Source organism: Roseicella aerolata (assembly GCF_020523605.1).
Lineage (GTDB): Bacteria > Pseudomonadota > Alphaproteobacteria > Acetobacterales > Acetobacteraceae > Paracraurococcus > Paracraurococcus aerolatus.
In genome coordinates, this window is sequence record NZ_JAJAQI010000013.1 from 55,976 (window position 1) to 81,380 (window position 25,405).

Annotated in this window: 22 protein-coding genes; 14 read left to right on the forward strand and 8 right to left on the reverse strand. The window is 73.3% G+C overall.

Features of this window, described 5'->3' with window-relative positions:
• Positions 1–201 precede the first annotated feature (201 nt).
• On the forward strand, positions 202–1,221 hold the full coding sequence (locus tag LHA35_RS10510) for an acyltransferase family protein (protein ID WP_226608056.1): 1,020 nt from the start codon (positions 202–204) through the stop codon (positions 1,219–1,221).
• Between the two features lie 250 nt (positions 1,222–1,471).
• Here LHA35_RS10510 and LHA35_RS10515 read toward each other — a convergent pair whose 3' ends face one another.
• From LHA35_RS10515 to LHA35_RS10535, 5 genes are all read right to left on the reverse strand, one after another.
• Positions 1,472–1,819, reverse strand: coding sequence for a hypothetical protein (locus LHA35_RS10515; RefSeq protein WP_226608058.1), 348 nt, complete (start codon positions 1,817–1,819; stop codon positions 1,472–1,474).
• Positions 1,819–3,912: a hypothetical protein gene (locus LHA35_RS10520; protein ID WP_226608059.1), complete on the reverse strand. Its 2,094-nt coding sequence runs from the start codon at positions 3,910–3,912 to the stop codon at positions 1,819–1,821. The genes LHA35_RS10515 and LHA35_RS10520 overlap by 1 nt, the downstream gene beginning before the upstream one ends.
• Complete coding sequence (locus tag LHA35_RS10525) at positions 3,913–6,654, reverse strand: DUF4159 domain-containing protein (protein ID WP_226608061.1); 2,742 nt, start codon at positions 6,652–6,654, stop codon at positions 3,913–3,915. It lies immediately after the preceding gene.
• Between the two features lie 409 nt (positions 6,655–7,063).
• Complete coding sequence (locus tag LHA35_RS10530; RefSeq protein ID WP_226608063.1) at positions 7,064–7,978, reverse strand: DUF58 domain-containing protein; 915 nt, start codon at positions 7,976–7,978, stop codon at positions 7,064–7,066.
• A complete protein-coding gene (locus LHA35_RS10535; protein WP_226608065.1) occupies positions 7,971–8,999 on the reverse strand; it encodes an AAA family ATPase in 1,029 nt (342 codons plus the stop codon). Before LHA35_RS10535 ends, LHA35_RS10530 begins: the two co-directional genes overlap by 8 nt.
• A gap of 233 nt (positions 9,000–9,232) precedes the next feature.
• Between LHA35_RS10535 and LHA35_RS10540 the strand changes: the two genes are divergently transcribed.
• The 6 genes from LHA35_RS10540 to LHA35_RS10565 all read left to right on the forward strand — a co-directional run bounded on the left by LHA35_RS10540 (position 9,233) and on the right by LHA35_RS10565 (position 15,029).
• Entirely contained in the window at positions 9,233–9,766 is a 534-nt protein-coding gene (locus tag LHA35_RS10540) for a DUF1285 domain-containing protein (RefSeq protein ID WP_226608067.1), read from the forward strand.
• 112 nt (positions 9,767–9,878) lie between these two features.
• Entirely contained in the window at positions 9,879–10,469 is a 591-nt protein-coding gene (locus LHA35_RS10545) for a CoA pyrophosphatase (RefSeq protein WP_226608069.1), read from the forward strand.
• A 73-nt stretch (positions 10,470–10,542) separates the two neighbouring features.
• The gene (locus tag LHA35_RS10550) at positions 10,543–10,797 is read left to right on the forward strand and encodes a hypothetical protein (RefSeq protein ID WP_226608071.1); all 255 of its coding nucleotides are present in this window, start codon (positions 10,543–10,545) and stop codon (positions 10,795–10,797) included.
• Positions 10,794–12,011, forward strand: a complete 1,218-nt coding sequence (locus tag LHA35_RS10555) for a CCA tRNA nucleotidyltransferase (protein ID WP_226608077.1) — start codon at positions 10,794–10,796, stop codon at positions 12,009–12,011. Before LHA35_RS10550 ends, LHA35_RS10555 begins: the two co-directional genes overlap by 4 nt.
• 12 nt (positions 12,012–12,023) lie before the next feature.
• Positions 12,024–13,796 (forward strand): ABC transporter ATP-binding protein, encoded by a 1,773-nt coding sequence (locus tag LHA35_RS10560; protein WP_226608079.1) that lies wholly within the window; start codon positions 12,024–12,026, stop codon positions 13,794–13,796.
• A gap of 75 nt (positions 13,797–13,871) precedes the next feature.
• Positions 13,872–15,029, forward strand: coding sequence for an MFS transporter (locus LHA35_RS10565; RefSeq protein ID WP_226608081.1), 1,158 nt, complete (start codon positions 13,872–13,874; stop codon positions 15,027–15,029).
• Positions 15,030–15,069: 40 nt separating this feature from the next.
• Here LHA35_RS10565 and LHA35_RS10570 read toward each other — a convergent pair whose 3' ends face one another.
• A complete protein-coding gene (locus LHA35_RS10570; RefSeq protein ID WP_226608083.1) occupies positions 15,070–16,041 on the reverse strand; it encodes a Bug family tripartite tricarboxylate transporter substrate binding protein in 972 nt (323 codons plus the stop codon).
• Positions 16,042–16,518: 477 nt separating this feature from the next.
• Between LHA35_RS10570 and LHA35_RS10575 the strand changes: the two genes are divergently transcribed.
• Entirely contained in the window at positions 16,519–16,833 is a 315-nt protein-coding gene (locus tag LHA35_RS10575) for a DMT family transporter (RefSeq protein ID WP_226608084.1), read from the forward strand.
• Between the two features lie 320 nt (positions 16,834–17,153).
• On the opposite strand, the gene LHA35_RS10580 is transcribed toward LHA35_RS10575, so the two are convergent.
• A complete protein-coding gene (locus tag LHA35_RS10580) occupies positions 17,154–17,297 on the reverse strand; it encodes a hypothetical protein (protein ID WP_226608086.1) in 144 nt (47 codons plus the stop codon).
• A 153-nt stretch (positions 17,298–17,450) separates the two neighbouring features.
• Here LHA35_RS10580 and sdhC point away from each other — a divergent pair, with 153 nt between their 5' ends.
• The 5 genes from sdhC (at position 17,451) to LHA35_RS10605 (ending at position 22,694) form a co-directional block, all read left to right on the forward strand.
• A complete protein-coding gene (sdhC, locus tag LHA35_RS10585; RefSeq protein WP_226608087.1) occupies positions 17,451–17,900 on the forward strand; it encodes a succinate dehydrogenase, cytochrome b556 subunit in 450 nt (149 codons plus the stop codon).
• A gap of 12 nt (positions 17,901–17,912) precedes the next feature.
• A complete protein-coding gene (gene sdhD / locus LHA35_RS10590) occupies positions 17,913–18,329 on the forward strand; it encodes a succinate dehydrogenase, hydrophobic membrane anchor protein (protein WP_226608089.1) in 417 nt (138 codons plus the stop codon).
• 22 nt (positions 18,330–18,351) lie between these two features.
• On the forward strand, positions 18,352–20,163 hold the full coding sequence (gene sdhA / locus LHA35_RS10595; RefSeq protein ID WP_226608091.1) for a succinate dehydrogenase flavoprotein subunit: 1,812 nt from the start codon (positions 18,352–18,354) through the stop codon (positions 20,161–20,163).
• A gap of 14 nt (positions 20,164–20,177) precedes the next feature.
• Entirely contained in the window at positions 20,178–20,960 is a 783-nt protein-coding gene (locus LHA35_RS10600; RefSeq protein ID WP_226608092.1) for a succinate dehydrogenase iron-sulfur subunit, read from the forward strand.
• A gap of 150 nt (positions 20,961–21,110) precedes the next feature.
• On the forward strand, positions 21,111–22,694 hold the full coding sequence (locus LHA35_RS10605) for an ABC transporter substrate-binding protein (RefSeq protein ID WP_226608093.1): 1,584 nt from the start codon (positions 21,111–21,113) through the stop codon (positions 22,692–22,694).
• Between the two features lie 66 nt (positions 22,695–22,760).
• Here LHA35_RS10605 and LHA35_RS10610 read toward each other — a convergent pair whose 3' ends face one another.
• The gene (locus tag LHA35_RS10610; protein WP_226608095.1) at positions 22,761–23,333 is read right to left on the reverse strand and encodes a peptidoglycan-binding domain-containing protein; all 573 of its coding nucleotides are present in this window, start codon (positions 23,331–23,333) and stop codon (positions 22,761–22,763) included.
• Positions 23,334–23,484: 151 nt separating this feature from the next.
• On the opposite strand from LHA35_RS10610, the gene LHA35_RS10615 reads away from it, so the two are divergent.
• Positions 23,485–25,389: a copper amine oxidase gene (locus LHA35_RS10615; protein ID WP_226608097.1), complete on the forward strand. Its 1,905-nt coding sequence runs from the start codon at positions 23,485–23,487 to the stop codon at positions 25,387–25,389.
• Positions 25,390–25,405: the final 16 nt, after the last annotated feature.

Here is a 25,405-nt window from a genome sequence, read left to right on the forward strand (position 1 = left end):
GCGTCCTGCGGCCATCTTCCGGGCAGGCGGCGGCGCCCTGGTTGCGAACTCGGGCGGCGAGCCTGTCGAGCGGCGCGCCGGGCGGGCCAGCCGGCGACCCGCGAGGGTGGGGGAGGAGCGAGTGTAGGGCGCCTGGGTGCATAAGAATCCGGAAAGTACTTCCTGCAATCCGGTTTCGGTTACAGGCAGTTTGGGGTGAGCGTGGCAGATAACTCCCGGCAGTTGCTGGAAATTCAGTACCTACGCGCCCTCGCTGCACTGGCCGTCGTCGCCTACCATGCCGGGCAGCGGCCCGGCCTGCCCTTCGGCATCGGTGCCGCCGGCGTTGACGTCTTCTTCGTCATCTCGGGCTTCGTCATGTGGATCGTGACGGCGCAGCGTCCGATCACGCCGCTGCTCTTCCTGCGGAATCGCCTGGTCCGCATCGTGCCGCTGTACTGGTGCGCGACGCTCGGGTTGGTGGTCCTGGCCGCGGCGGTTCCCGCCCTCATCCCGAACCTGCGACCGGATGCGGAACGCGTCCTCATGTCCCTGTTCTTCGTCCCGCATAGGGACCCGCTGGGCGACATCCATCCGGTGCTCGTGCCAGGCTGGACGCTGAATTACGAGATGTTCTTCTACCTGCTCTTCGCGCTGGTCCTGGCGCTGCCGCGCGCCGTGCAACTCCGGGCGATGACGGCGATCCTGGGGGCACTGGTGCTGGCCGGCCTCGTGCTGTCCCTGCCGGGACCGCTTTTCGCCACCTATACCCGGCCGCTGCTCCTGGAATTCCTGGCCGGGATGTGGCTTGCCGAGGCCTGGCTTGCGGGCCGCCTGCCCGGCCGGGCAGCCGGCCTGGCGATGATGCTGCTCGGCTGCGCCATGCTGGTGGCCTTGCAGGTCACCGGCACCTATTCGGATCCATGGCGGGTGGTCATCTGGGGCGTGCCGTCCCTCCTGATCGTCACCGGCACGCTGGCCGTGGCCCCCGGCGGGCTGGGGCGGCTGCCGCTGGCGAAGTGGCTGGGGGATGCCTCCTACTCCATCTACCTCACGCACCAGCTGGTGGTCGGCCTGATGTGGAAAGGCTTCGGCTGGCTCCCGGGGATCGGCTTCGTCGCCCTGTGCCTGGTCGCGTCCTCGATCATCGGGATTGCAAGCTTCCACCTGCTGGAACGTCCGGTGACGGAGGCGCTCAAGCGGCTCGGCAAGCGGCAGGCCGCCACTCCGCAGCCGGCCTGACAAACCCATCCGCCTCAGGACTCCGCGGGCGCTTTCATCGCAACCTCAGGCGTGACGCCAGTCTGTCGCGCAACGAACACGGATTCCTGCCCTGAAGGAGGTTTACCGACCACCCCGATCAGTGACCCCTGCAGCGCGGGTGCCAGTCCGCGTTGAGGCCGCTTCTGCGGCCTGCCGCCAGCGCGGCGCTCCTGCGGTCACGCGTCCGGGCCACCGGTACGGACCCGGCCACGGCGCCTGGCAGGGCGGCTCAGCGGCAGCCATTGCCCCGGAAGGTGAAGCCGCTCACCCGCCCCTCGCGCACGCCGAAGGTGATGGAACAGGCCCGCGCCACCACCAGGGGCGGCGAGTAGATCGGCCCGCCGAAGCGGCGATAGGGCCCGGGCCAGAAGGGGTCGCCGGGATAGACCGTCGTGCTGCGCTCCTCATATTGCAGGAAGCGGGTGCCGCCGGTCTCGTAGGTGGCGCTCGGCACGCCGAGCGCGCCGACCAGCGCCGCCTCGCTCTGCCCGACGAAGGGCTGCAGCCGCGTCTCCAGCGGCGGCTCCTGCGCGCAGGCCGCCAGCAGCAGCAACATCCCGGGCACCAGCCACCGCATCAGCGTCCCTCCCTCCGCCAAGCCAGCACCGCCAGGCCCAGAACCAGCGGCAACGCCAGCCAGGGCGGCAGCAGCGGCATGGCGGCGATGCCGGTCACCGTATGGTCCCCGTTGCGGCGCAGGCCGATCCAGCCCGCGCCCTGCGCGTCGCGGCCGGGCGCCACGCGCCGCAACTCCGGCAGCGCGGGCTCCGCGCCGGCGCCGAGCCAGTGCGCCGCACCGCCGGTCGCCGCCAGCAGCGGGGCGAGCCGCGCCGGGTCGGCCCGCAGATCGGCGACCTCCAGCGGGTTCGCGGCGGCGGCCGCGACGAAGGCGCTGCGCTGCCCGTCCGAGACCTGCCAAACGCCCGGCTGCGCAGCCGGCAGTTCGGCCGTCGCGCGGCCGCCGGGCCCCGGCTGCAGCGGCGCGCGGCGGGTGCTGCCATCCGGCGCGGTGACGGTCACCTCGGGCGGTGGCCCCGCCTCGACGCTGCGGCGCTGGATGTGCAGCCGGCCCGCCTCGATCCGGGCGGTCAGGTCCTCCTCCTCCAGCTCCGGCTCGCGCATCAGCCAGTGCGCGGCGCGGCGCAGCAGCTCGGCCTGCGGCCCGCCGCCATCATGGCCGCGCGACCAGAGCCAGATATGGTCCGACAGCAGCAGCGCGACCCGCCCTTCCCCGACGCGGTCCAGCAGCAGCAGCGGCGCGCCGTCCGCGGCCTCCATCACCGCGGTGCCGCCGCGCTGGTCGGCGCGCATGCTGCGGTACCAGCGGCCCCAGCGCGCCTCCGCCTGCTCGTCAGGGTTGGCGCCCGTCAGCCCCTCCGTCACCGGGTGGCGGGCGCCGAGCGCGGTGACGCGCGGGCGGAAGGCGCCCTCCGCCGCGCCGGCCTGGCCGAGCCCGGCCATGGGCCGCGCCGGCAGCACGGCGCCGAGCGGCGTGCTGGCAAGGCTCACGGGCCCGGCGAATTCCGGCCCGACCGACATCAGCAGCGCGCCGCCGCCGCGGACATAATCCGCGATGTTGCGCAGATAGGTCGGCGGCAGGATGCCGCGATTGGCGAAGCGGTCGAAGACGATCAGGTCGAACTCCCGCAGCTTCACCTGGAACAGCTCGCGCACCGGGAAGGCGATCAGCGCCAGCTCGTTCAGCGGCGTCAGGTCGTCCTTCTCCGGCGGGCGGAGGATGGTGAAATGCACCAGGTCGACGCCCGGATCGGCCTTCAGCAGGCGCCGCCAGGTGCGCTCCCCGGCATGCGGCTCGCCGCTGACGAGCAGCACGCGCAGCCGGTCCCGCACGCCCGTCACGGTGACGACGGCGCGGTTGTTGAGCTCCGAGACCTCGCCGGGCCGCGCCTCGGCCGAGAGCTCGATCACGGTCGGGCCGCCGCGCTCGATCGGCACCTCGATCCGGTGCTCGCGGCCGACCGGGACGCTTTCGACCCGCGCCGGGGAGCCGTCCCGCCGCACCGAAAGCCGCGCCGCGCCGGCGGCGTTTGGGACGCCGAGATCATCGATCGCGACCCGCAGCTCGACGCTCCGCCCAACGATGCCGAAGCCCGGCGCCTCGATGACGCGGAGCCGCCGGTCCACCTCCCCGGCGCGGCCGGGCAGCAGGGCATGGAAGGGCGCCTCGACTGGCGCGGCGGCGGGGATGTCATGCACCTGGCCATCGGTCAGCGCGATGATGCCGGCAAGGCGGGCGCGCGGGATGTCGGCCAGCGCGCGCTCGATCGCGGTGTAGAGGCGGGTGCCCTGGTTGCCGCCCTCCAGCACCTCGACCGTGCGGAGCTCCAGTTCGGGCAGGCGGCCGGCGCGCGCCTCGATGGCGGTGCGCGCGGCCTCGATCTGCGCGGCGCGGTCGCCGATGCGGGCGCTGTCCGAGCGGTCGACTGCCAGCAGGGCGATGTCGGGCCGCGTCTCCCGCGTCTCCTCCACCAGCCGCGGATTGGCGAGGGCGAGCAGGATCAGCGCGAAGACCAGCGCGCGCAGCTTCGCGCCGCGGGCGCGCCGCCAGAAGGCCGGGATGAGCGAGAGGGCGGCGAGGATGCCGAGCGCGGCGATCAGCCAGAGCGGCAGGACGGGCGCGAGGTCGATTCCGGCGAGGGCCTGCTGCATCTAGTTCCCGAGCCTTTCCAGGATGGCCGGCACATGCACCTGGTCGCCCTTGTAGTTGCCGGTCAGCGCATACATCACGAGGTTGACCCCGAAGCGGTAGGCCAGGGTCCGCTGCCGCGTGCCGCCGGGGATGACGGCGAAGGGGTTGTTGCCCCGCCCGTCGATCGCCCAGGCGCTGGCCCAGTCATGCCCGCCGATGATGACGGGCGAGACGCTGTCATTCGCCCGGTCCTGGTCGCGCGCCACCCAGACCTGGCCGCCGGCGAAGCGGCCGGGCAGGTCCGGCAGCAGATAGAAGGCGCGCTTCAGCACATGGTCCTCCGCCACCGGGGCGAGGGGCGGGATGGCGAGGTCCCGCGTCACGCGCCGGAGCGCGGCGCCGGCGCCACTGGCGAAGCCCTCGCCCGAGCCCTCGTCGCGCGTGTCGAACAGGATGATGCCGCCATGGCGCATGAAGTCGTTCAGCGCCCGCACCGCCTGCGCATCCGGCTGCGCTGCGTCCGGCGTCACCACCCAGTAGAGCAGCGGGTAAAAGGACAGATCGTCCTGTCCCGGCGTCACCGCGGCCGGATCGGCCAGCGCCGCGGCGGTGCGGCGGTTGACGAAATCCGAGAGGCCGACGAGGCCCATGCGCAGCGTCTCGTCCACCGAGGCATCGCCGGTCGCGACATAGGCGAGCCGGGTGGCGAGCGCCGGGTCACCCTCCGGCGCGCGCTGCGCCTGCGCGGGCGCCGTGGCCAGCACCGCCAGCGCCAGCACGGCGCCGACCCGTGCGGCGCGCACCGGCCACGCCAGCAGGCCGCGCAGGACCAGCCCGATGAGGAGGTCGGCAGCCAGCAGCAGCAGCGCGGCGGCCAGCAGCCAGGGGCCGAGGTCGCGCTCGGCCGGGATGCCGCCGATGCCGAGCAGCGCGGCGCCGGCCGGCGGCGGCGGCGCGGCGCGCGGGCCGGGGATGGCGCCGCCGAGATTCAGCGCCCGGCGATAGGCGGCATTCGCGGCATCCTGGCCCGGCATGCCGTACCAGCCCGGCGGGTGGCGCGGGGAGGGGATGGTGGTCTCCATGGCCGAGGCGGGCAGGGCCGCCGCCGCCGGCGGCGCGGCGCCGAGCCGGCCGAAGCCGTCCAGCACCTCCAGCGGGGCGAGCGGCGCGTCGCCCTCCGCCCCCTGGATGCCGGCCGAGAGCGCGACGATCCGCCGCAGCATCTGCACGAAGAGGCCCGAGAGCGGCAGGTTCGACCACTCGGCATTGGCGGTGACATGGAACAGCACGACGCGCCCCTGGCCGCGCGCCTCGGCGGTCACCAGCGGCGTGCCATCCGCCAGCCGCGCCCAGACCCGCTCCGAGAGGCGCGGGGAGGGTTCGGCGAGGACCTGCCGCTCCACCGTCACCTCCTCCGGCACCGGCAGGCCGAGGAAGGGCGAGGCTTCGGGGAAGGGGGCGAGGCGCTGCGGCTGCTCCCAGGAGAGGGCGCCGCCGAGCGCCCGCTCGGCGCGCAACGGCACCGGCAGCAGCGGGTCCGGCCGCTCCGCCACGCGCGGCCCGGCGAAGCGCAGCAGCGTGCCGCCGCGCTCCACCCAGCGCGTCAGCGCCTCGCGCTCGGGCCCCTCCGGCACCGGCCGGTCGGCCAGCGCCAGCACGGCGATGGGGCGCGAGAGCAGGCGGTCGAGTGGGCCGCGCCGCAGCTCGGCGAAGGGTGCCAGCGCCCGGTCGAGGTAGAAGAGATCGCCGATCAGCGGTGCGTCGGCGCTCTCCTCCACTGCCGGCAGCAGGCCGACGGGGCGGCGGCGGAAGCGCTCATCCAGCAGCACGACGGCTCCCGCGCCGGTCTCGCCCTCGATCTCCAGCCGGACCACCTGGTTGCGCAGTTCCAGCGGCAGTTCCAGGACCCCTTCGCCCTGCGTCGCCTCGGCGGGGATCGGCACGCTGGCCTGGGCGAGGGCGCGGCCATCGCCGGTGCGGGCCAGCACCACCGCCTCGGTCGGCAGGGGCAGCGGGGCCTGCTGGACGCGGAGGAGCAGCCGGTCGGCCTCGGCCACCGGCGGCGGCAGCAGGCGGACCGGGCGGGACTCGGCCAGCGCCATGGTCAGCGTCCCGGCCTCGGCCAGCGCCACCTGCAGCGGCCCGGCGCCTTCGGCACCGTGCTCGATGCCGTCGCTGACCAGCAGCGCGGCGACGGGGCCGTTCTGCCCGGCGCGCCAGCCCTGGAAGGCGGCAAGGGCCGCAGCGCGGTCGGGCTCCCAGGGCTTGGGCCGCAACGCGGCCAGCCGGGCGCGCAGATCCTCGACCGGCATGGGGCCGAGCACGCGCGGCGCCTCGCCGGTCTCGGAGGGGGCGGTCGCCAGCAGGGCGGCCCGCCGCCCCTCCCGCCCCGCGCGGTCCAGCGCGGCGCCGGCGGCGGCCATGCGCGCCGGCCAGTCGGCTGCGGCGGCCCAGCCATCGTCCACCACCAGCAGCAGCGTGCCCTCGCCCGCCGCGCCGCCGGCGCCCGGGCCCAGCACCGGCCGGGCGAGGCCGAGGATCAGCAGGGCGGCCGCGACGATCCGCAGCAGCAGCAGCCACCACGGGGTGCGCGCGGGCGTCTCCTGGGTGATGGGCAGGTCGCGCAGCAGGCGCAGCGCCGGGAAGGCGATGCGCCGCGGCGCCGGCGGGGTGACGCGCAGCAGCCACCAGAGCACGGGCAGCGCCGGCAGGGCCAGCAGCAGCCAGGGCGCGGCGAAGGCGATCGGGCCAAGGCTCAGCATGGGGGGCTCGGCATCGGGTTGGGGCGCGGCGACTCAGGAGGGGTGGAGGCGCGCGGCAGGGCCGCCATCGGTGCCGCCGCCTGGCCGCCGGGCCCCGGCGCGCGGTGGCGGGCAGGGCGCGACACCCGGCCCGGGCCGGTCTCCCGGGATGCAGGACACAAACCCACGGAAGCCCGCACGCCGGAAAGGCCCGGGCCGGCCCTTCCGGCCGGGCCCTGCTCCACGCCGCCCGAGGGCCGGGGCTTGCAGGCCCGCCGCGGTGCCGGGACAAGGCAGGCGCGGCGGGAGGGGGCCGGCACCACCACCCGGCCCGGCGCGCTCCGTGCCGGGCGGAGAGTCATGCGAAAGCATGGGAGCTGCGGCGAGGAGAGGCCCTGCGGCATGACGGGTGTGTCCACGCGGTCCGGCCCTACTGTGGCGCGAGGGCCTGCCACAGCGCCAGCAAAGCCGTCTGCGGCGGCTGATCGACATGGTGGGTCATGAAGCCCCAGCCCGCGGCGGCGGCGATGGCCGCGATCCCCTCGCGGTGGTGGCGCAGGCGCTCGACATAGATGGCGCGGGCCTCCTCGACCCGGGGCACCAGCACGCCCTGGCCGCCGGCGCCCCATTCGAACAGGACGCGCCCGGCATAGGCCCGGTTGCCTTCGCCGAGGGTTTCCTCCTCGGGGTCCAGCACCTGCAGGATATGCCCGCGCACCGGCCAGGCGGCCAGCATCGCGACCGCGGCGTGGATCTCCTCGAGCGGCGCCATGAAGTCGCCGATCAGCACCGCGCGGGCATGCCGCGGCAGGCCGGGATCGGGGGAGGGCAGGGCGCGGGACCTGGTCACCGCGCCCATCGTCTCGACCAGCGCGGCGAGGCCGGCCCGCCCGGCATGGCTGCGCCCCGGACCGCCGATCAGCCGCACCCGCTCCCCGCCCCTGAGCGCGAGCGCCGCCAGCGCCGCGGTCAGCAGGTCCGCCCGCTCCCGCTTGGTCGGGCGGCCCGGGGAGAAGGACCATTCCATGGAGCGGGAGGCATCGGACCAGAGCGCGATGGTCTGCGCCGCCTCCCACTCCGTCTCGCGGATGAAGAGCCGGTCGCTCTTGGCGCTCTGCCGCCAGTCGATCCGCCCGGCGGCATCGCCAGGCAGGAAGGGGCGGAACTGCCAGAAGGCGTCGCCCTGGCCGGCGCGGCGGCGGCCATGGACGCCCTGCAGGACCGTCGCGGCGACGCGATCGGCCGCCACCACCAGCGGCGGCAGGCGCGCGCCCAGTGCCTCGGCGCGGAGCGCCGCCTGGCCGGGCGGCAGCGAGGCGCGGGGCGGGGTACGGGGCTCAGCCAAGCTGCGCCTTCAGCGTCTCGATGACGTCGGAGACCTGCACGCCCTCGGCGCGGGCGGAGAAGTTCAGCGCCATGCGGTGCCGCAGCACCGGCGCCGCCAGCGCCAGCACATCCTCGATCGAAGGGGCAAGCCGGCCGTCCAGCACGGCACGGGCGCGGGTCGCCAGCATCAGCGCCTGCGCCGCGCGCGGCCCCGGGCCCCAGGCGAGCTGCTTCGCGATGGCCGGCAGCGGGGAGTGTTCGGGCCGCGCGCTGCGGACCAGGCGCAGGATGGCGTCCAGCACGCCCTCGCCCACCGGGATGCGGCGGATCAGCCCCTGCGCCGCGATCAGCTCCGGCCCGGTCAGGGCCTGCACCGGCCTGGCTTCCCGTGCGCCGGTGGTGGCCAGCAGCATGGCGCGCTCGGCGGCCTCGTCCGGATAGGTGATCTCGACCTCCAGCAGGAAGCGGTCGAGCTGCGCCTCGGGCAGCGGGTAGGTGCCCTCCTGCTCGATCGGGTTCTGGGTGGCGAGGACGTGAAAGGGCGTGGGCAGCGGGTGGACATGGCCGGCGACGGCCACCCGGAACTCCTGCATCGCCTGCAACAGGGCGGACTGGGTGCGCGGGCTGGCGCGGTTGATCTCGTCCGCCATCAGAAGCTGGCAGAAGACCGGGCCGGGGATGAAGCGGAAGGCGCGCTTGCCGGCCTCGCTCTCCTCCAGCACCTCGGAGCCGATGATGTCGGCCGGCATCAGGTCCGGGGTGAATTGCACGCGGCGGGCATCGAGGCCGAGCACGGTGCCCAGCGTCTCCACCAGCTTGGTCTTGCCGAGGCCGGGGACGCCCACCAGCAGGGCATGCCCGCCCGAGAGGAGGGTGATGAGCGTCTGCTCCACCACCTCCTCCTGCCCGAAGATCACCCGCCCGACCGACTCCCGCACGCGGTGCAGGCGTTCGCCGAGCGCTTCGACCTCCGCCACCAGCGCGGCGGGGTCGCCGCTGCCGTTCGTGCTGCCCGTCGCGGTTCCGGCCACTTCAATCATCCCAGACCCGATCCCTATATTGGCCCTGCGCGCACCCTGGGTACCCCTTGGGGCATGCCCCGGGGACACGGCGTCACCCGGACGTGTGGATGAATCAGCCTATGGCCAGGAGCGACGCGAACAAAGCGGTGAATGGGGAGGCTGGCGTGCAGAACCGGATGAGGCCGCTGGGCGGCCCGCAACGGAACGCGGCCGGGCCGGATGCGCCTGGTGCGCGGGGAGCCCAGGGGGGCATGGGTGCAAGGGTGAAGCACGAGGTTGGGGAATACGCGATCCGGATCGATCGCAACGGCACCTGGTACTACCAGGGCAGCCCGATCGGCCGGAAGGAGCTGGTCTGTTTGTTCGCCAGCGTGCTGCGGCGGGAGCCGGATGGCAGCTACTGGCTGGAGACGCCGGTGGAGCGCGGCCGGATCGCGGTGGAGGACGCGCCCTTCGTGGCCGTCGAGATGTGGTGGAAGGATTGTGATTGCGGGGACGGCAAGCCGCGGCAATGCCTCGCCTTCCGCACCAATCTGGATGAGATCGTGACGGCGGATGCCGAGCACCCGATCCGCATCCACCTGGACCCGCGGACGCGGGAGCCGCGGCCCTATGTCACCATCCGGCCGGGGCTGGAGGCGAAGATCAACCGCGCGGTCTTCTACGAGCTGGTCGCGCTCGGCCAGACCGAGGTGATCGACGGGCGGGAGGTGCTGGGCGTCTGGAGCGAGGGCGTCTTCTTCCCGATCGACGAGGTGGGTGCGCTGGAGGCAGCCGCGGAATGACCTGGCCCGCAGGGCAGGCAAGGTGGCCCGGTGGCCCGCAGCGGTCCGCCGGACATCCCGCGCGTGTTGATGGTGCGACGGGCCGGCGGACGGCCGAGAGGACGGCGCTGGCGTGACCCCTGCGGATATCGCGGCAAGGCTGGCCGATCCGGCGGCGCTCGCCCTGATCGGCCCGACCCGCTTCAACGATGCGGAAGGCGTCGCCCCCGCCCGCATCGTCCCGGCCGCCGTGCTGGTGCCGATCGTGCTGCACCCGGAGCCGACCATCCTGCTGACGCTGCGCGCGGCGACCATGTCCTCCCATGCCGGCCAGGTGAGCTTCCCGGGCGGGCGGATCGAGGCGGGCGAGACGCCGGAGGCCGCCGCGGTGCGGGAGGCGGCGGAGGAGGTCGGCCTCGACCCCCGGCTGCCGGAATTGCTGGGGCGGCTGCCCGATCACGCCACCGGCACCGGCTTCCGCATCACCCCCGTGGTCGGTTTCGTGCCGCCGCCGCTCAACCTGGTGCCCGACCCGCGGGAGGTGGAGGAGCCCTTCGAGCTGCCGCTCTCGGTCGTGCTGGACCCGCATGCGCCGGAGCGGCGCCAGGCGGAGTGGAAGGGGCGCCTGCGTGAGTTCTGGGTCTGGCCGCATGAGCGCCACTACATCTGGGGCGCGACCGCGGCGATCCTGGTGAACCTGGCGAGGATCCTGCGCGGCGGCTGAGCAGGCTTCGCGGCGCAGGCCGCGCCCGCCGCGTTGGGCATGGCGTGATGCGGCCCCGGAGGATGGCGCCCCGATGGTCTATCTGATCGAGTTCTTCCTCTTCCTCCTGCCTTTCGCGCTCTATGCGCTGTGGCGGCGCTACAACCCGGATATCGAGCCGGGGCCGCGCGTCATGCTGGCCGCCGCCGCCGGGGTGCTGCTGATGCTGGTCTTCGCCATCTGGTACGGGATCTCGGTCTCCATGGCGCCCGATGCCATCTATGTGCCCGCCGAGCTCGGCCCGGACGGGCGGGTGGTGCCGGGCCGGGTGGTGGAGCCGGCGCGGTGACGGAGGACCCGCCGGCGGCGCGGCTCGATCCGCCCGCGCTCCTGCGGCGCGGCGCGCCGGCGGCGGTGCTGGCGACGCTGCCCGGCGCGCGGGCGGTGGGCGGCGCGGTGCGGGACCTGCTGGCGGGCCGGGCGGTGCAGGATGTGGATGTCGCGGCGCCCCTGCCGCCGGAGGCCATCGCGGAGCGCCTGCGCGCCGCCGGCCTCAAGGTCTTCGAGACCGGCCTTGCCCACGGCACGGTGACCGCGGTGCTGGACCGCGAGCCGGTGGAGGTGACCAGCCTGCGGCGGGACGTGGCAACCGATGGCCGCCATGCCGAGGTGGAATGGACCACCGACTGGCGGGAGGACGCGGCGCGGCGGGACTTCACCATCAATGCCATGTCCATGGCGGCCGATGGCGCGCTCTGGGACTATTTCGGCGGCCGGGCGGACCTGGAGGCCGGCCGGGTGCGCTTCGTCGGCGACCCCTCGACCCGCCTGGCCGAGGACTATCTCCGCGCCCTCCGCTTCTTCCGCTTCCAGGCCCGCTACGGGGCAGGGGAGCCCGACCCGGACGCCATCGCCGCCATCCGCGCGGCGGTGCCGGGCCTTGCGCGGCTCTCGGCCGAGCGGGTCTGGATGGAGCTGAAGCGGCTGCTGGCCGCGCCCGATCCGCTGGCGGCCGTGGCGCTGATGGCCGGGACGGGCGTGCTGGGGGCGGTGCTGCCGGAAGGCGCCGACCTCGCCGTGCTGGCCGCCCTGGCGCGGGCCGGCGGGCCGGCCGATCCGCTGCTGCGCTTCGCCGCCCTGGTCGCGCCCGGTGCGGAGGATGCGGGCCTGCCGCAGCGCCTGCGCTGGTCCGCCGCCGAGGCGAGCCGCTACCTGGCCGCCCGCGACCTCGCCCCCGTGCTGCCCGGCCCGGAGGGCGCCGGGCTGCGCCGGCTGCTGGCCGACCTGCCGCCGGAGACGCTGACCGACCGCGCCTGGATCGCCGAGGCCCGCGGCCTGCCCGGCGACTGGCCGGCGCTGCGGGCCCGCATCGCCGCGACCCCCCGGCCGGTCTTCCCCCTCAAGGGCCGGGACGGCATCGCCGCCGGCATCCCGCCCGGCGTCGCGCTGGGAGAGGCGCTGGCCGCGACCCGCGCCTGGTGGCTGGACCGCGGCTGCACGGACGATGCCGAGGCCTGCCGGGCCTATCTCTGCGAATTGGCCGCGCGCACGGCGATCCGATAAACCCCCGGCCCCATGGCCGTCCTTCCCGCCGATCCTTCCTCCCGCGCCCTGATCCGGCGCCTGCTGCACGGCTACCTGATGCAGCACCGCCGCGGCATCGCCCTCGCGGTGCTCTGCACCCTGGCGCTGGCGGGCCTCACCGCCCTCTATCCCATCGTCATCCAGCAGGGCTTCGACCGCTTCACGGCCAACGACCCCCAGCTGATCTGGCTGCTGCCGCTGGTCATCATCGTCGTCACCTGCGCCAAGGCCCTGGCGCAATACGGCCAGGCGGTCGCGGTCCAGTCCGTGGTGCTGCGGGTGATCGAGGCGCTGCAGGGCGATCTGTTCCGCGCGCTCACCCGCGCCGACCTCGCCAGCGTGGTGCGCGAGGCGCCGGCCCGGCATGCCACGAAGTTCACCGTCGATGCCGCGGCGATCCGCGAGGCGCTGACCAAATCCATCAATGGCGGCGCCGATGTTCTGACCGTGGTCGGCCTCATCGCCTCCATGGTCTGGCTGGACTGGCAGATGTCGCTCATTGCCGCCGCCCTCTACCCGATCGCGGTGGTGCCCATCCTGCGGCTCGGCAAGCGCATCCGCCGCGCCTCGGGCGGGATGCAGGAGCGGATGGGCGAGACCGCGGCGCAACTGACGGAATCCTTCGCCGCCGCCCGCGTGGTCCGCGCCTACCGGCTGGAGGCGCAGGAGGAGGCCCGCGCCGCGCATGCCTTCGCGCGGCTGCGCGAGAGCCTCTTCGGCATCGCCCGCACCCGCGCCAGCCTCGACCCGACGCTGGAGGCGCTGGGCGGCATCGCCGTCGCCGCCGTGCTGGGCTTCGTCGGCTGGCGCGTGGCTTCGGGCCAGGGGACGGTGGGCGAGTTCACCGGCTTCGTCGCGGCGCTGCTCATCGCCTCCCGCCCCGTGCGGGCGCTGGGCTCCCTGAACGCCGCGATGCAGGAGGGGCTGGCCGGCCTCTCCCGCGTCTTCGCGGTGGTGGACACGCCGCGCCATATCCTGGACGCGCCGGATGCGGTGCCGCTGCCGGCCGGGCGCGGGCGGGTGGAGTTCGACGCCGTCGGCTTCCGCTATGACGGCACGCCGGATGCCGCGCTGACCAGCCTCTCCTTCACGGCCGAGCCGGGGCAGACCGTGGCGCTGGTCGGCCCTTCCGGCGCCGGGAAGTCCACCGCCCTCGCGCTCGTCCCGCGCCTCTATGACGCGACGGCGGGCGCCGTGCGGCTGGACGGCGCCGATGTCCGGGCGGTGACGCTGGCCTCGCTGCGCGATGCCATCGCCTATGTCGGCCAGGACGCGGTGATGTTCGACGACACCGCCTTCGCCAACATCGCCTGCGGCCGCCCCGACGCGACCGCGGCGGAGGTGGAGGCCGCCGCCCGCGCCGCCGCGGCGCATGACTTCATCGCCGCCTTGCCCGAAGGATACCACACGGTGCTCGGCCCGGGCGGCGGGCGGCTCTCCGGCGGGCAGAGGCAGCGGATCGCCCTGGCGCGGGCGCTGCTGCGCGACCCGCGCGTGCTGCTGCTGGACGAGGCGACGAGCGCGCTGGATGCCGAGAACGAGGCGCTGGTGCAGGCCGCCCTCGCGCGCCTCCGGCAGGGGCGGACGACGCTGGTCATCGCGCACCGGCTCGCCACGGTGCGGGAAGCCGACCGGATCGTGGTGATGCAGGACGGGCGCGCGGTGGAGCAGGGCACCCATGCGGCGCTGATGGCCGAGGACGGGCTCTATGCCCGGCTGGTCAGGACGCAGGCTTTCGACAACACTGAGACCGTCGCCGCCTGAGCCCTCCGGACCTCCCCGTCAGGCCAGAACCTGGCCAGGACCGGTCCGAGTTTCCGAAAGGCCAGCATCCGACCCATGCCACCCCGGAACCGCTGGCTCGAATTGCTGCTGATCGGCGTGGCGCGGGTCGCCATGGGCGTGCAGTTCCAGGCGGTCGGTGCGCTCGGTCCGCTGCTCGTCGGCACGCTGGTCGCCGACTGGGCGGCGCTCGGGACGCTGATCGGTATCTATTCGCTTGCGGGCGTCGCCGTCGCGCTGCCGGCCGGCTGGCTGCTGGCGCGCTTCGGGGACCGGCGCATCCTGCTGGCCGGACTCGCGCTGATGACCGCGGGCGGCATCCTGCTGGCGCTGGCGCCGGGCTACGGCCTGGCGCTGCTCGGGCGGCTCGTCGCCGGCGGCGGCTCGGCGCTGCTCACCATCGCCTGCGCCAAGCGGGTGCTGGACCGCTTCGCCGGCCCGTCCCTCGCCCCGGCCATGGGGGTCATGCTCTCCGCCTGGCCGGTCGGCATCTCGGTCGCGCTGCTGGCCCTGCCGCTGGCGGGGCAGGATTACCGCCTCGGCCTGCTCGGCTCGGCCCTCCTCTGCGGCCTCGCCTTGCCGCTGCTGGCCTGGGCGGTGCCCGAGGGCCAGCGCGGCCCCGCCGCCCGCATGGCCCGGCTGCGGCCGGGCGAGGGGTGGCCGCTGCTCGCGGTCGGCGCGCTCTGGGCCACCTACAACGCCGCCTATGCCGTGCTGCTCGGCTTCGCGCCCGCCTTCCTGGTGGCGCAGGGGGCGAGCGCGGGCATGGCCGGCGCGGTCTCCTCCCTGGTCGGCTGGGCGGTCCTGCCGCTGCTGCCGCTGGGCGGCGCGATCGCCGAGCGGCTGGGCCGGCCCATGCTGGTCTGCGCCCTCTGCCAGGCTGGGATGGTGGCGGCGCTGCTGGCGCTGGTCGCGGGGGCCCCGGCGGCGCCGGCGCTGATCGCCTTCGGCCTGCTGGCCGGGCCGCCGGCAAGCCTGATCATGGCCCTGCTCGGCCGGGTCCTCTCGGCCGAGAGCCGGGCCTTCGGCGTCGGCCTCCACTACATGATGTTCTATGGCGGCCTGGCGCTGCTGCCGCCGCTGGCCGGGCTGCTGCGGGACGTCACGGATGCGCCCGCGGCGCCGATCCTGGCGGCGGCGGGGTTCCTGACGCTGGCGCTGGGCGCGCTCGGGGCGCTGGCCGCCATGCTGCGCGAGCCGCGCCGGCGGGGCTGACCGTGCCGGCCGGGGCGTGCCCACGCCGCGGCCCTGCCCGTCACCCGGGTTTCGCCCCCGCCCGCGCGATCAGCCCGGCGATCCGGGGCATCTCCTCCGCCAGGAAGGCGCGGAGCTGTTCCGGCCCCATCTCCGGCCAGAGCACCGTCGCCGTGCCGTCGAAGAATTCCTGCACCTTCGGGTCGCCCATCGCCTCCCGCATCGCGGCGGAGAGCCGCGCCACCACCCCGCCGGGTGTCCGGGCCGGCACGAAGAGCCCGGCCCAGGGCACCAGCTCGGCGCCGGGGAAGCCGGCTTCCGCCACCGTCGGCACCTCGGGCGCCAGCCGCACCCGCTGGCGGTCCGTGATGCCCAGCGCGCGCAGCCGGCCTTCCCGCACATGCGGCAGGCTGGTCAGCGGATAGTCCCACATCACGTCCAGCCGCCCGCCGATGACGTCGTTCAGACCCTGCGTCCCGTTGGCATAGGGGGCGTGCACCATGCGCGTGCCGGTCGCCTGCAGCAGCGTCTCGGCTGCGAGATGCGGGGAGGTGCCGACGCCGACCGAGGCATAGGTCAGCCCCTCCGGCCGCTCCCGGGCCGCCGCCACCAGATCGGCGAGGCTCCGCCAGGGGCGCTGCGGCGCGCAGATGATGAGGTGCGGGGAGGCGCCGAGGCCGTGCACCGGCGCGAGGTCCCGCTGCGGATGGTAGCGCAGGTTGGGGAACATGGCGGGCGCCGAGGCCATCGGCCCCTGGCTGCCATAGAGCAGGGTGTAGCCATCCGGCGCGGCGCGGGCCACCGCCTCCGCCCCGATGGTGCCGCCGGCGCCCGGGCGGTTCTCCACGACGACGCTCTGGCCGAGGCTCTGGCCCATGCGCTGGGCCAGGGTGCGGGCTGAGGTGTCGGTGATGCCGCCGGCGGCGAAGGGGACGATCCAGGTGATGCTGCGGCTCGGGTAGCCCTGCGCCGCCGCCAGGCCGGGCAGCAGCGCCGGCGCGGCCAGCAGGGCGCGGCGGGTGGGATGGGACATGGTTCGCCTCCCCATGGGTCTTCTCGTTGCGGCCGAGCCTAGGGCGCCGCAGACGCGCAGGGGAATCGCGAACGCATCCCCCATCCTCCCGCCCGGCCTGCCGCCCTGGACGGGAGGGCGAGGAAGCACCGGGGCGCTGCGCCGGCCGGTGATCCCGGTCAGGGCGGGATGCCCGGCAAGCGGCGTGGGCGGATTGCCGTTCGATCCGCACGCCAATCCGCTGGAGGTCATCGCGGGAAGCGCGGCTTCACGCTCCGCGGCGCTCATTTCCTGCCGCGATCCTTGGCAGCGCATGGTTTGCAAAGGCGATTCACGCTGCCGGGCGTTCACGCCCGTCCGCGATCCGCTCGAGCCGGCGCCTGGCGCAGGCTGCAGGGCAGGGCGAAGCGAATGGCGCTGGTCATCGGGCGGGGCCCGCCCATTCCCTGGCGCGCGGCACCGGGGAAGTCTGCGCCTGTCGAGCCGGGAGAGCACCGAATGGCATGGGTCTGGCTGGCGGTCGCCGGCGGTTTCGAGATCGTCTGGGCCGTGCTGCTGAAATACACCGACGGCTTCAGCCGCCTGCTGCCGAGCCTCGCCACCATCGCCGCCATGGCGGTGAGCTTCTACTGCATGTCGCGCGCCTTGCAGGCCCTGCCCATGGGCACGGTCTATGCCGTCTGGGTCGGGATCGGCGCCTTCGGCACCGCCCTCTGGGGCATGGCGGTCGAGGGCGATCCGGCGAGCGCGGCGCGCATCCTCTGCCTCTCGCTCATCCTCGCCGGCGTTGCCGGCCTCAAGCTCGCGAGTTGAGGGCGCATGTCGCGCAGGCGTGTTCGTGCGGCGTCGCATGGCACCGGCCGCCTCCCTTTCCCTGCGCGGCCGGCGCGGGGTTGTTCGCCACCCTGCATCCGGCCGACCATCGAAGCGCCGGCAGGACGGGGCCTGGCGGCCGTGGACGGGGGCGCGCGCCTGGCGCCGGGCCGGGCCGCCCGGCATGGGTCTTCGACGGACATGGCCAGGCCGTCGGCGCCTGAACCTCCGGCCGGATGGCGCCGGCATGGGCTGCGGCGCCGTCGCCCAGGGCATCGGGAACCGCGGCCGGCGGCATCGTCTTGTCATCCGCGCTGCCGTCAGCCCAGCCCGTTCCAGATGGCGATCGCGGCGGCGATCGCGGCCAGCAGGCGGTACAGCAACTCCACCCATGGCCGGATCCGCTGCACCATCGGTGGGCGCGGCGGCGGGGAGGGCGGCGCATCGGGCTGGGACTCGGCCATGTCAGTAGGATAAAATTCCTATGCGGCGGCGTCCACATGGTTACGCAGGAGGTCCCGTGCAATTGACGCTTTGCCGCGGGGCACCATAGAAGGCTTCCGCATGGCTGCCGCGGCTTACGCGGCCCAGCGCAGGACCCCGGAGTGCACTCGACCATGTCCATCATGCAGGATTCGCGCGAGGCGACCATGATCGGTCGCAAATCGGACGGCACGCCCATCCGCCGGCCCCTGTCGCCGCACCTGCAGGTCTACGACATGATGCAGCTGACGAGCGCGCTCTCGATCAGCGGGCGCATCACCGGCGTCATCTGGTCGCTTGGCCTGCTGATGCTGGTCTGGTGGCTGGTGGCGACCGCCACCGGGCCCTCCGCCTATGCCTCGGTCTCCTGGTTCATGACGTCCTTCCTGGGCCTGCTCGGCCTGTTCGGGCTGACCGCGGCGGCCTGGTTCCACACGCTGAACGGCATCCGCCACCTCGCCTGGGATGCCGGCTATGGCTACGACATCCCGACCACCTACAAGTCCGGCCGCTGGGTGCTGATCGGCACAGCGGTTGCGACCGTGCTGACCTGGCTGATCGCCATCATCGCCTGGGCGAGCTGAGGACCTCCTAACATGGCTGGCAACGACTACGCCCGGAACACCACCCTTCGCTCCCCGCTCGGGCGGGTGCGCGGCCTCGGCTCCGCCAAGGGCGGCACCCACCACTGGTGGATGCAGCGCGTCTCCTCCGCCGCGCTGCTGCCGCTGACGCTGTGGTTCGCGCTCTCGGCCGCCTCGCTGGCCGGCGCGCCCTATGAGGTGACGCGGGACTGGATCGGGCATCCGCTGAATGCCGTGCTGCTGCTCGCCGCCATCGGCCTCGCCTTCCAGCACACGGCCTCAGGTCTGCAGGTGATCATCGAGGACTATGCGAATCAGGAATGGGTCAAGGTGGGTGCAATCCTCGCCACCAAGGCCATCTGTTGGTTGCTTGCGATCGCCTCGGCGCTCGCGGTCCTGCGGATCGCGGTCCTCAGGGTAGCGGTCTGAGGCGGAAGGACACGGACGAACGATGAACGCGATCACCTCGCCCTCCCGGGGCGCCTACCGCATCGTTGACCACACCTATGACGTGGTGGTGGTCGGGGCCGGCGGCGCCGGGCTCCGCGCCACCTTCGGCATGGGGGCCGCGGGCCTGAAGACGGCCTGCATCACCAAGGTATTCCCCACCCGCAGCCACACCGTGGCGGCGCAGGGTGGCGTCGGCGCCGCGCTGGGCAATATGGGCGAGGATGACTGGCGCTGGCACATGTACGACACCGTCAAGGGGTCGGACTGGCTCGGCGACCAGGATGCCATCGAATACATGTGCCGCGAGGCGATCCCGGCGATCATCGAGCTGGAGCACTACGGCGTGCCCTTCAGCCGCACCGAGGACGGGCGCATCTACCAGCGCCCCTTCGGCGGCCACATGCAGAACTATGGCAAGACGCCGGCCATGCGCGCCTGCGCCGCGGCCGACCGCACCGGCCACGCCATCCTGCACACGCTCTATCAGCAGTCGCTGAAGCACAACTGCGAATTCTTCGTCGAGTACTTCGCCCTCGACCTCATCATGGACGATGAGGGCGCCTGCCGCGGCGTCATGGCCTGGAACCTCGAGGACGGCTCTATCCACCGCTTCCGCGCCCAGACCGTGGTGCTGGCGACCGGCGGCTATGGCCGCGCCTACTTCTCCTGCACCTCGGCCCATACCTGCACGGGCGATGGCGGCGGCATGGTGCTGCGCGCCGGCCTGCCGCTGCAGGACAACGAGTTCGTGCAGTTCCACCCGACGGGCATCTACGGCTCCGGCTGCCTGGTGACGGAGGGCGCGCGCGGCGAGGGCGGCTATCTCACGAACAGTGAGGGCGAGCGCTTCATGGAGCGCTACGCGCCGACCGCGAAGGACCTGGCGTCCCGCGACGTCGTCTCCCGCGCCATGTCCATCGAGATCCGGGAAGGCCGGGGCGTCGGCCCGCTGAAGGATCACATCCACCTGCATCTCGAGCATCTCGGCGCCGAGATCCTGCATGAGCGGCTGCCTGGCATCTCCGAGACGGCGAAGATCTTCGCAGGCGTGGACGTGACGAAGGAGCCGATCCCGATGCTCCCGACCGTCCACTACAACATGGGCGGCATCCCGACCAACATCCATACCGAGGTGCTGAACCCGACCGCGCAGGACCAGGACCGCGTGGTCCCCGGCCTGATGGCGGTGGGCGAGGCGGCCTGCGTCTCCGTCCACGGCGCCAACCGGCTCGGCACCAACTCGCTGCTCGACCTCGTCGTGTTCGGCCGCGCCGCGGCGCACCGGGCGGCCGAGACGATCAAGCCGGGGGCCTCGCAGCCGCCGCTGCCCTCCAGGGCCGGCGAGAATGCGCTCGACCGCCTTGACCGCGTCCGCCACGCCAAGGGCAACACCGCGGTCGGCGAGCTGCGGCTGAACATGCAGCGGACCATGCAGACGCATGCCGCGGTGTTCCGAACCAGCCAGCTTCTCCAGGAAGGCGTGGAGAAGATGAACAAGGTCCATGCCGGCTATGGCGACATCCGGATCGCCGACCGCTCCCTGATCTGGAACAGCGACCTGGTCGAGGCGCTCGAGCTCGACAACCTCATCGGCAATGCGCTGACCACCATCGTCGGCGCCGAGGCCCGGAAGGAGAGCCGCGGCGCCCATGCGCAGGAGGACTATCCGGAGCGCGACGACGAGAACTGGATGAAGCACACGCTCGCCTGGGTGGACGAGACGGGCAAGGTCAAGCTCGACTACCGCGACGTGAAGATGCGGACGCTGACGAACGAGGTCCAGGTCTTCCCGCCGAAGGCCCGGGTCTACTAAGGAACCACGCCCCCATGGCGACTTTCACGCTCCCGAAGAACTCGACGATCCAGCAGGGCAAGACCCACAGGGCTGAGTCCGGCGCGAAGAATGTCAAGTCCTTCAAGATCTACCGCTACGATCCGGACTCGGGTGAGAATCCCCGGACGGATACGTTTGAGATCGACCTGGATAAGTGCGGCCCCATGGTCCTGGACGCACTTATAAAAATCAAGAACGAGGTGGACAGCACGCTGACCTTCCGGCGCTCCTGCCGGGAGGGCATCTGCGGCTCCTGCTCGATGAACATCGACGGGCTCAACACCCTCGCCTGCCTCAAGCCGATCGAGGACGTGACGGGCGACGTCAAGATCAGCCCGCTGCCGCACATGCCGGTGGTGAAGGACCTGGTGCCGGACCTGTCGCAGATCTACGCGCAGCTCCGTTCCATCGAGCCCTGGCTGAAGTCCGACACGCCGCCGCCCCCGGACGGGGAGCGGCGCCAGTCCAAGGAGGAGCGGGCGAAGCTCGACGGGCTGTGGGAGTGCATCCTGTGCTTCTGCTGCTCCACCGCCTGCCCGTCCTACTGGTGGAATGGCGACCGGTACCTCGGCCCCGCGGTGCTGATCCAGGCCTATCGCTGGATCGCGGACAGCCGCGACGAGGCGACCGGCGAGCGGCTGGACTTCCTGCAGGACCCGTTCCGGCTCTATCGCTGCCACACCATCATGAACTGCGCCCGGACCTGCCCGAAGGGGCTGAACCCGGCGGCCGCCATCGGCAAGATCAAGCAGATGCTGGTCGAGCGCGAGAGCTGATCCCCTGCATCGGCCTCCGGGCCGAGCCGAGCCGAAACAGCCCCGCCGTGCCGCAAGGCCGGCGGGGTTTTTCGTCTCCGCGCCTGGAACGGGCGGCGGCGGCGTCCTACCCTCCTCGGCAAGGCCGAACAGGCCGCTGGGAGCGAGATGATGCCGAGAACCCGCCCTGCCGCCACCATGGCGGCCGTCCTGCTTGCCGCCGCGCTGCCCGCCATGGCGCAGCGCGCGCCCGATGCGCTCGTCATCGGCAATGCCGCGGCGGTGACGACGATCGACCCGCACTACCACAATCTCGGCCCCAACAACGCCATGGGGCAGCACATCTTCGACCGGCTGGTGGAGCGCGACTCGCGCGCCCGGCCGCACCCCGCCCTGGCCGAGAGCTACCGCGCCCTGTCCCCCACGGTCTGGGAGTTCCGGCTGCGCCAGGGCGTCTCCTGGCATGACGGCCGGCCCTTCACCGCTGACGACGTGGTCTTCACCTTCGAGCGCGCGCCGAACGTCCCCAACAGCCCGGGCGGCTTCGGCGGCTTCCTGCGCGCGATCGAGCGGGTGGAGGTGGTGGATGCCCACACCCTCCGCATCCACACGAGGCAGCCGCATCCGCTGCTGCCGCTCGACCTCGCCTCGGTCAGCGTCATCGCCCGCCATGCGGCGGAAGGCGCGGGGACCGAGGACTACAACAGCGGCAAGGCGGCGGTCGGCACCGGGCCCTACCGGCTCTCGGCCTACCGCTCCGGCGACCGGGTGGAGCTGATGCGGAATGACGGCTGGTGGGGCGGGAAGGAGCCCTGGGCGCGCGTCACCGTGCGGTTCCTGCTGAATGACGGCGCACGGACCGCCGCGCTGCTCGCCGGCGATGTGGACCTCATTGAGCAGATCCCGACCACCGATCTCGCGCGGCTGAAGCGGGAGCAGCGGCTCACGGTGACGGAGATCCCCTCGCTGCGCACCGTCTTCCTCTCGCCGGACTATTCCCGCACCGGGCCGCATCCGCTGATCACCGATCATGCCGGCACGCCGCTGCCGCGCAATCCGTTCCATGACCTGCGGGTGCGCAAGGCGCTGTCCATGGCGATCAACCGTGAGGCGCTGGTGGAACGCGGCATGGATGGCGCGGCGGAGGCGACGGGGCAGTGGCTGCCGCGCGGCGCCTTCGGCTTCAACCCGGATGTTCAGCCGGTGGGCTTCGACCCGGAGGGCGCGCGGCGGCTGCTGGCCGAGGCCGGCTTCCCCGAAGGCTTCCGCCTGACCCTGGCCACGCCCAATGACCGCTGGCCCAATGACGCGCGCCTGTCCCAGGCCGTCGCGCAGATGTGGACGCGCATCGGCGTGCGCACCCAGGTGGACGCCATGCCCTTCACCGCCTTCGTGTCCCGCCGTTCCCGGCAGGAACATGCGATCCAGCTCGGTGCCTGGGGCAGCAGCACGGGGGAGGCCTCCAACTACCTGCTGGCCATCGTTTCCACCTTCGACCGCGCGAAGCTCACCGGCCCGTCCAACATGACGCGGCATTCCGACCCGGTGATCGACGACTTCCTCGCGCGCGGCTCGGCGACGATGGATGACGAAGCGCGCGAGGGCCTCTGGCGCGAGGCGGTGGCCTACTACGCGCAGCAGGAGCCGATGATCCAGCTCCTGCAATATGTGAACACCTGGGCGCATCGCCGCGGTCTGGTGCATGACCCGCGCATGGACGAGCGCACCCTCGCGATGGGGGTGCGCCCCAACTGACACCGGTCCGGGCCAGGCTCTGGCCTGGCGGGGTGGTCCGGAGGGGCGGCGCCCCTCCGGGATCGATCACCGGACAGGCGCGGCGAGGTTGTTCGGATCCAGCCCCATCGCCTGCGCCGTGGCCGGGTTGAGCTGCCCGGTCGCCTGCAGCCCGCGCCCCTGCTGGAAGCGCTCGATCGCCGATTGCGTCCCGGCGCCCCAGACCCCGTCCACCTCGCCCTGGTAGAAATTCAGGGCCCGCAGCCTCTGCTGGATGTTCCGCACCGCCGCCTGGCTGAGCTGTCCCGTCGCCATCGCGGCCGGCGTGCCCGGTGCCGGCCCCGCGCCGGGTCCGGCTGCCAGCAACTCGTTCGGGCTCAGCCCCAGCACGGCCGCGGTTGCCGGGTTGAGGTCGCGCGTCGGCATCAGCCCGCGTGTCGCCTGGAAGCGCTCCAGCGCCGCCTGGCTGTCCGGCCCCCAGATGCCATCGGCGCGGCCGGTATAGGCGCCGGCCTGGCGCAGCTTCTCCTGCACCGCCGTGACCGCCGCCGGCGCCAGCGGCTGGGTGTAGAGCAGCGACGGCGCCTGCTGTGCCAGCGCCGGCACCGAGAGGCAGGCCGCGACCGCGAGCGGCGCGAGCCAGGATGTCCGGTGACCCATGGCGTATCCTTTCCCATCCGTATCCGTGACCTTTGGCCCGAACACGCGAAAACCCTCGCGGTTCGGCGACGAACGGGCTGTGATGCGGCGGTGCAGCAAGAGGGGCGGGCAAATGGGCTTGCGGCTGGCGCGATGGGGCCTGGCGGGGTGGATGGCGTTCTGCGGCGCAGCGGCGGCGCATCCGCTGGACCCGCTGACCGGGCCGGAGATCGAGGCGGCGGTCGCCGCCCTGCGTGCCGCCGGCGCCGCCGGGGAAGGGACGCGCTTCATCGCGGTGGACCTGGCCGAGCCGTCCAAAGCCGTGGTGCTCGCCGGCCGGTCCGCGCCGCGCCGCGCCCATGTCGTGCTCCGCCGCGGCACCGCGATGGCGGAGGCGGAGGTGGACCTCGCCAGCGGCCGGGTGGACGGCCCGCGCGCCATCACCGATGCGCAATCCGGCGTGCTGCTGGAGGAGTGGGAGACGGCGGCGAAGCTGACCATGGCGCATCCGGACTGGCAGGCGGCCATGCGCAGGCGCGGCTACACCTCCTTCGGAACGCTGTTCTGCTCGCCGCTCACCGTCGGCTGGTTCGAGACGGCGGAGGAGCGCGGCCGCCGCCTGCTGCGCGTGCCCTGCTACGAGACCGCGGGCGGCCGCACCACCGTGCATGGAAGGCCGATCGAGGGTCTCTTCGCCATCGTCGATCTCGGCGAGCAGCGCGTGCTGCGGGTAGTGGACACCGGCGTGGTGCCGGTACGGGAAGGCCCCGACCGGGTGGACGAGGCCGTCTTCCCCGATCTCCGCCCCGCCATGAAGCCGGTGCTGCAGGCGGCGCCGCAGGGCGGCAATGTCCGTATCGAGGGCCATCAGGTCACCTGGGACCACTGGCGCTTCCATCTGCGGCTCGACCGCCGCTTCGGCCCCGTCATCTCCCTCGCCCGCTGGGCGGAGGGCGGGCGGGACCGCATGGTGCTGTACCGGGGCCATGCCTCGGAGATGTTCGTCCCCTACATGGACGCCTCAGAGGCCTGGTACTTCCGCTCCTACATGGATATCGGGGAATACGGCTTCGGCGGGCTCTCCTCCGCGCTGCAGGCCGGCAGCGACTGCCCGGCGCATGCCGCCTTCCTCGATGCCACGCTGCCGGCGGATGACGGCACGCCGCTCGACCTTCCCGGCGTGCTCTGCGTCTTCGAGCGCAATACCGGCAACCCCGCCTGGCGCCATGCCGAGATCGTGGACCAGACCCATGAGGGCCGGCCGGAGGTCGAACTGGTCGTCCGCAGCATCCCCACCATCGGCAACTACGACTATGTCGTCGACTGGGTCTTCACCGCGCGCGGCGAGATCCGCATTGATGTCGGCGCGACCGGCATGGACGCGGTGAAGGGCGTCGCGGCGCGCAGCATGGCGGAGCCCGGCGCGGCGGCTGAGGTGATGACGGGCATGCTGATCGCGCCCGGCGCCGTCGGCGTCTGGCACGACCACTACATCTCCTTCCGGCTCGACCTGGATATCGACGGGCCCGCCAACAGCTTCCTCCGCGAACGCCTCGCCCCGCGCGCCGCGCAGGGCGGCACGCCGCGCCGCAGCCTCTGGGTGCCGGAACGCATCGCCATGCCGGTGGAGGGCGCGGTGGAGCCGGGACATGGGCCGGAGATCTGGCGCGTGGTGAATCCGGGTGTCACCACCTCACTCGGCCACAATCCAGGCTACGAGATCATCCTCGGCCATGGCGCGGTCTCGCTGCTCGATCCGGAGGACACGCCGCAGCGGCGCGCCGCCTTCACCGGCGCGCCGCTCTGGGTCACGGCCTACGATGCCGCCGAGACGCACGCGGCCGGCGCCTGGCCCAACCAGGCGCGCGGCGGGGACGGGCTGCCGCGCTTCGTGTCGCGCGGGCGGAGCATCGACAATGCCGATCTGGTGGTCTGGGCGACCATGGGCTTCCACCACCTGACCCGGCCGGAGGACTGGCCCGTTCTGCCGACCAAATGGCACCGGATCGAGCTCAAGCCCTATGGGTTCTTCACGCGAAATCCGGCGATCACGCTGCGTAGGGACTTCCAGAAATAGTAAGAAGTCGGGGGAA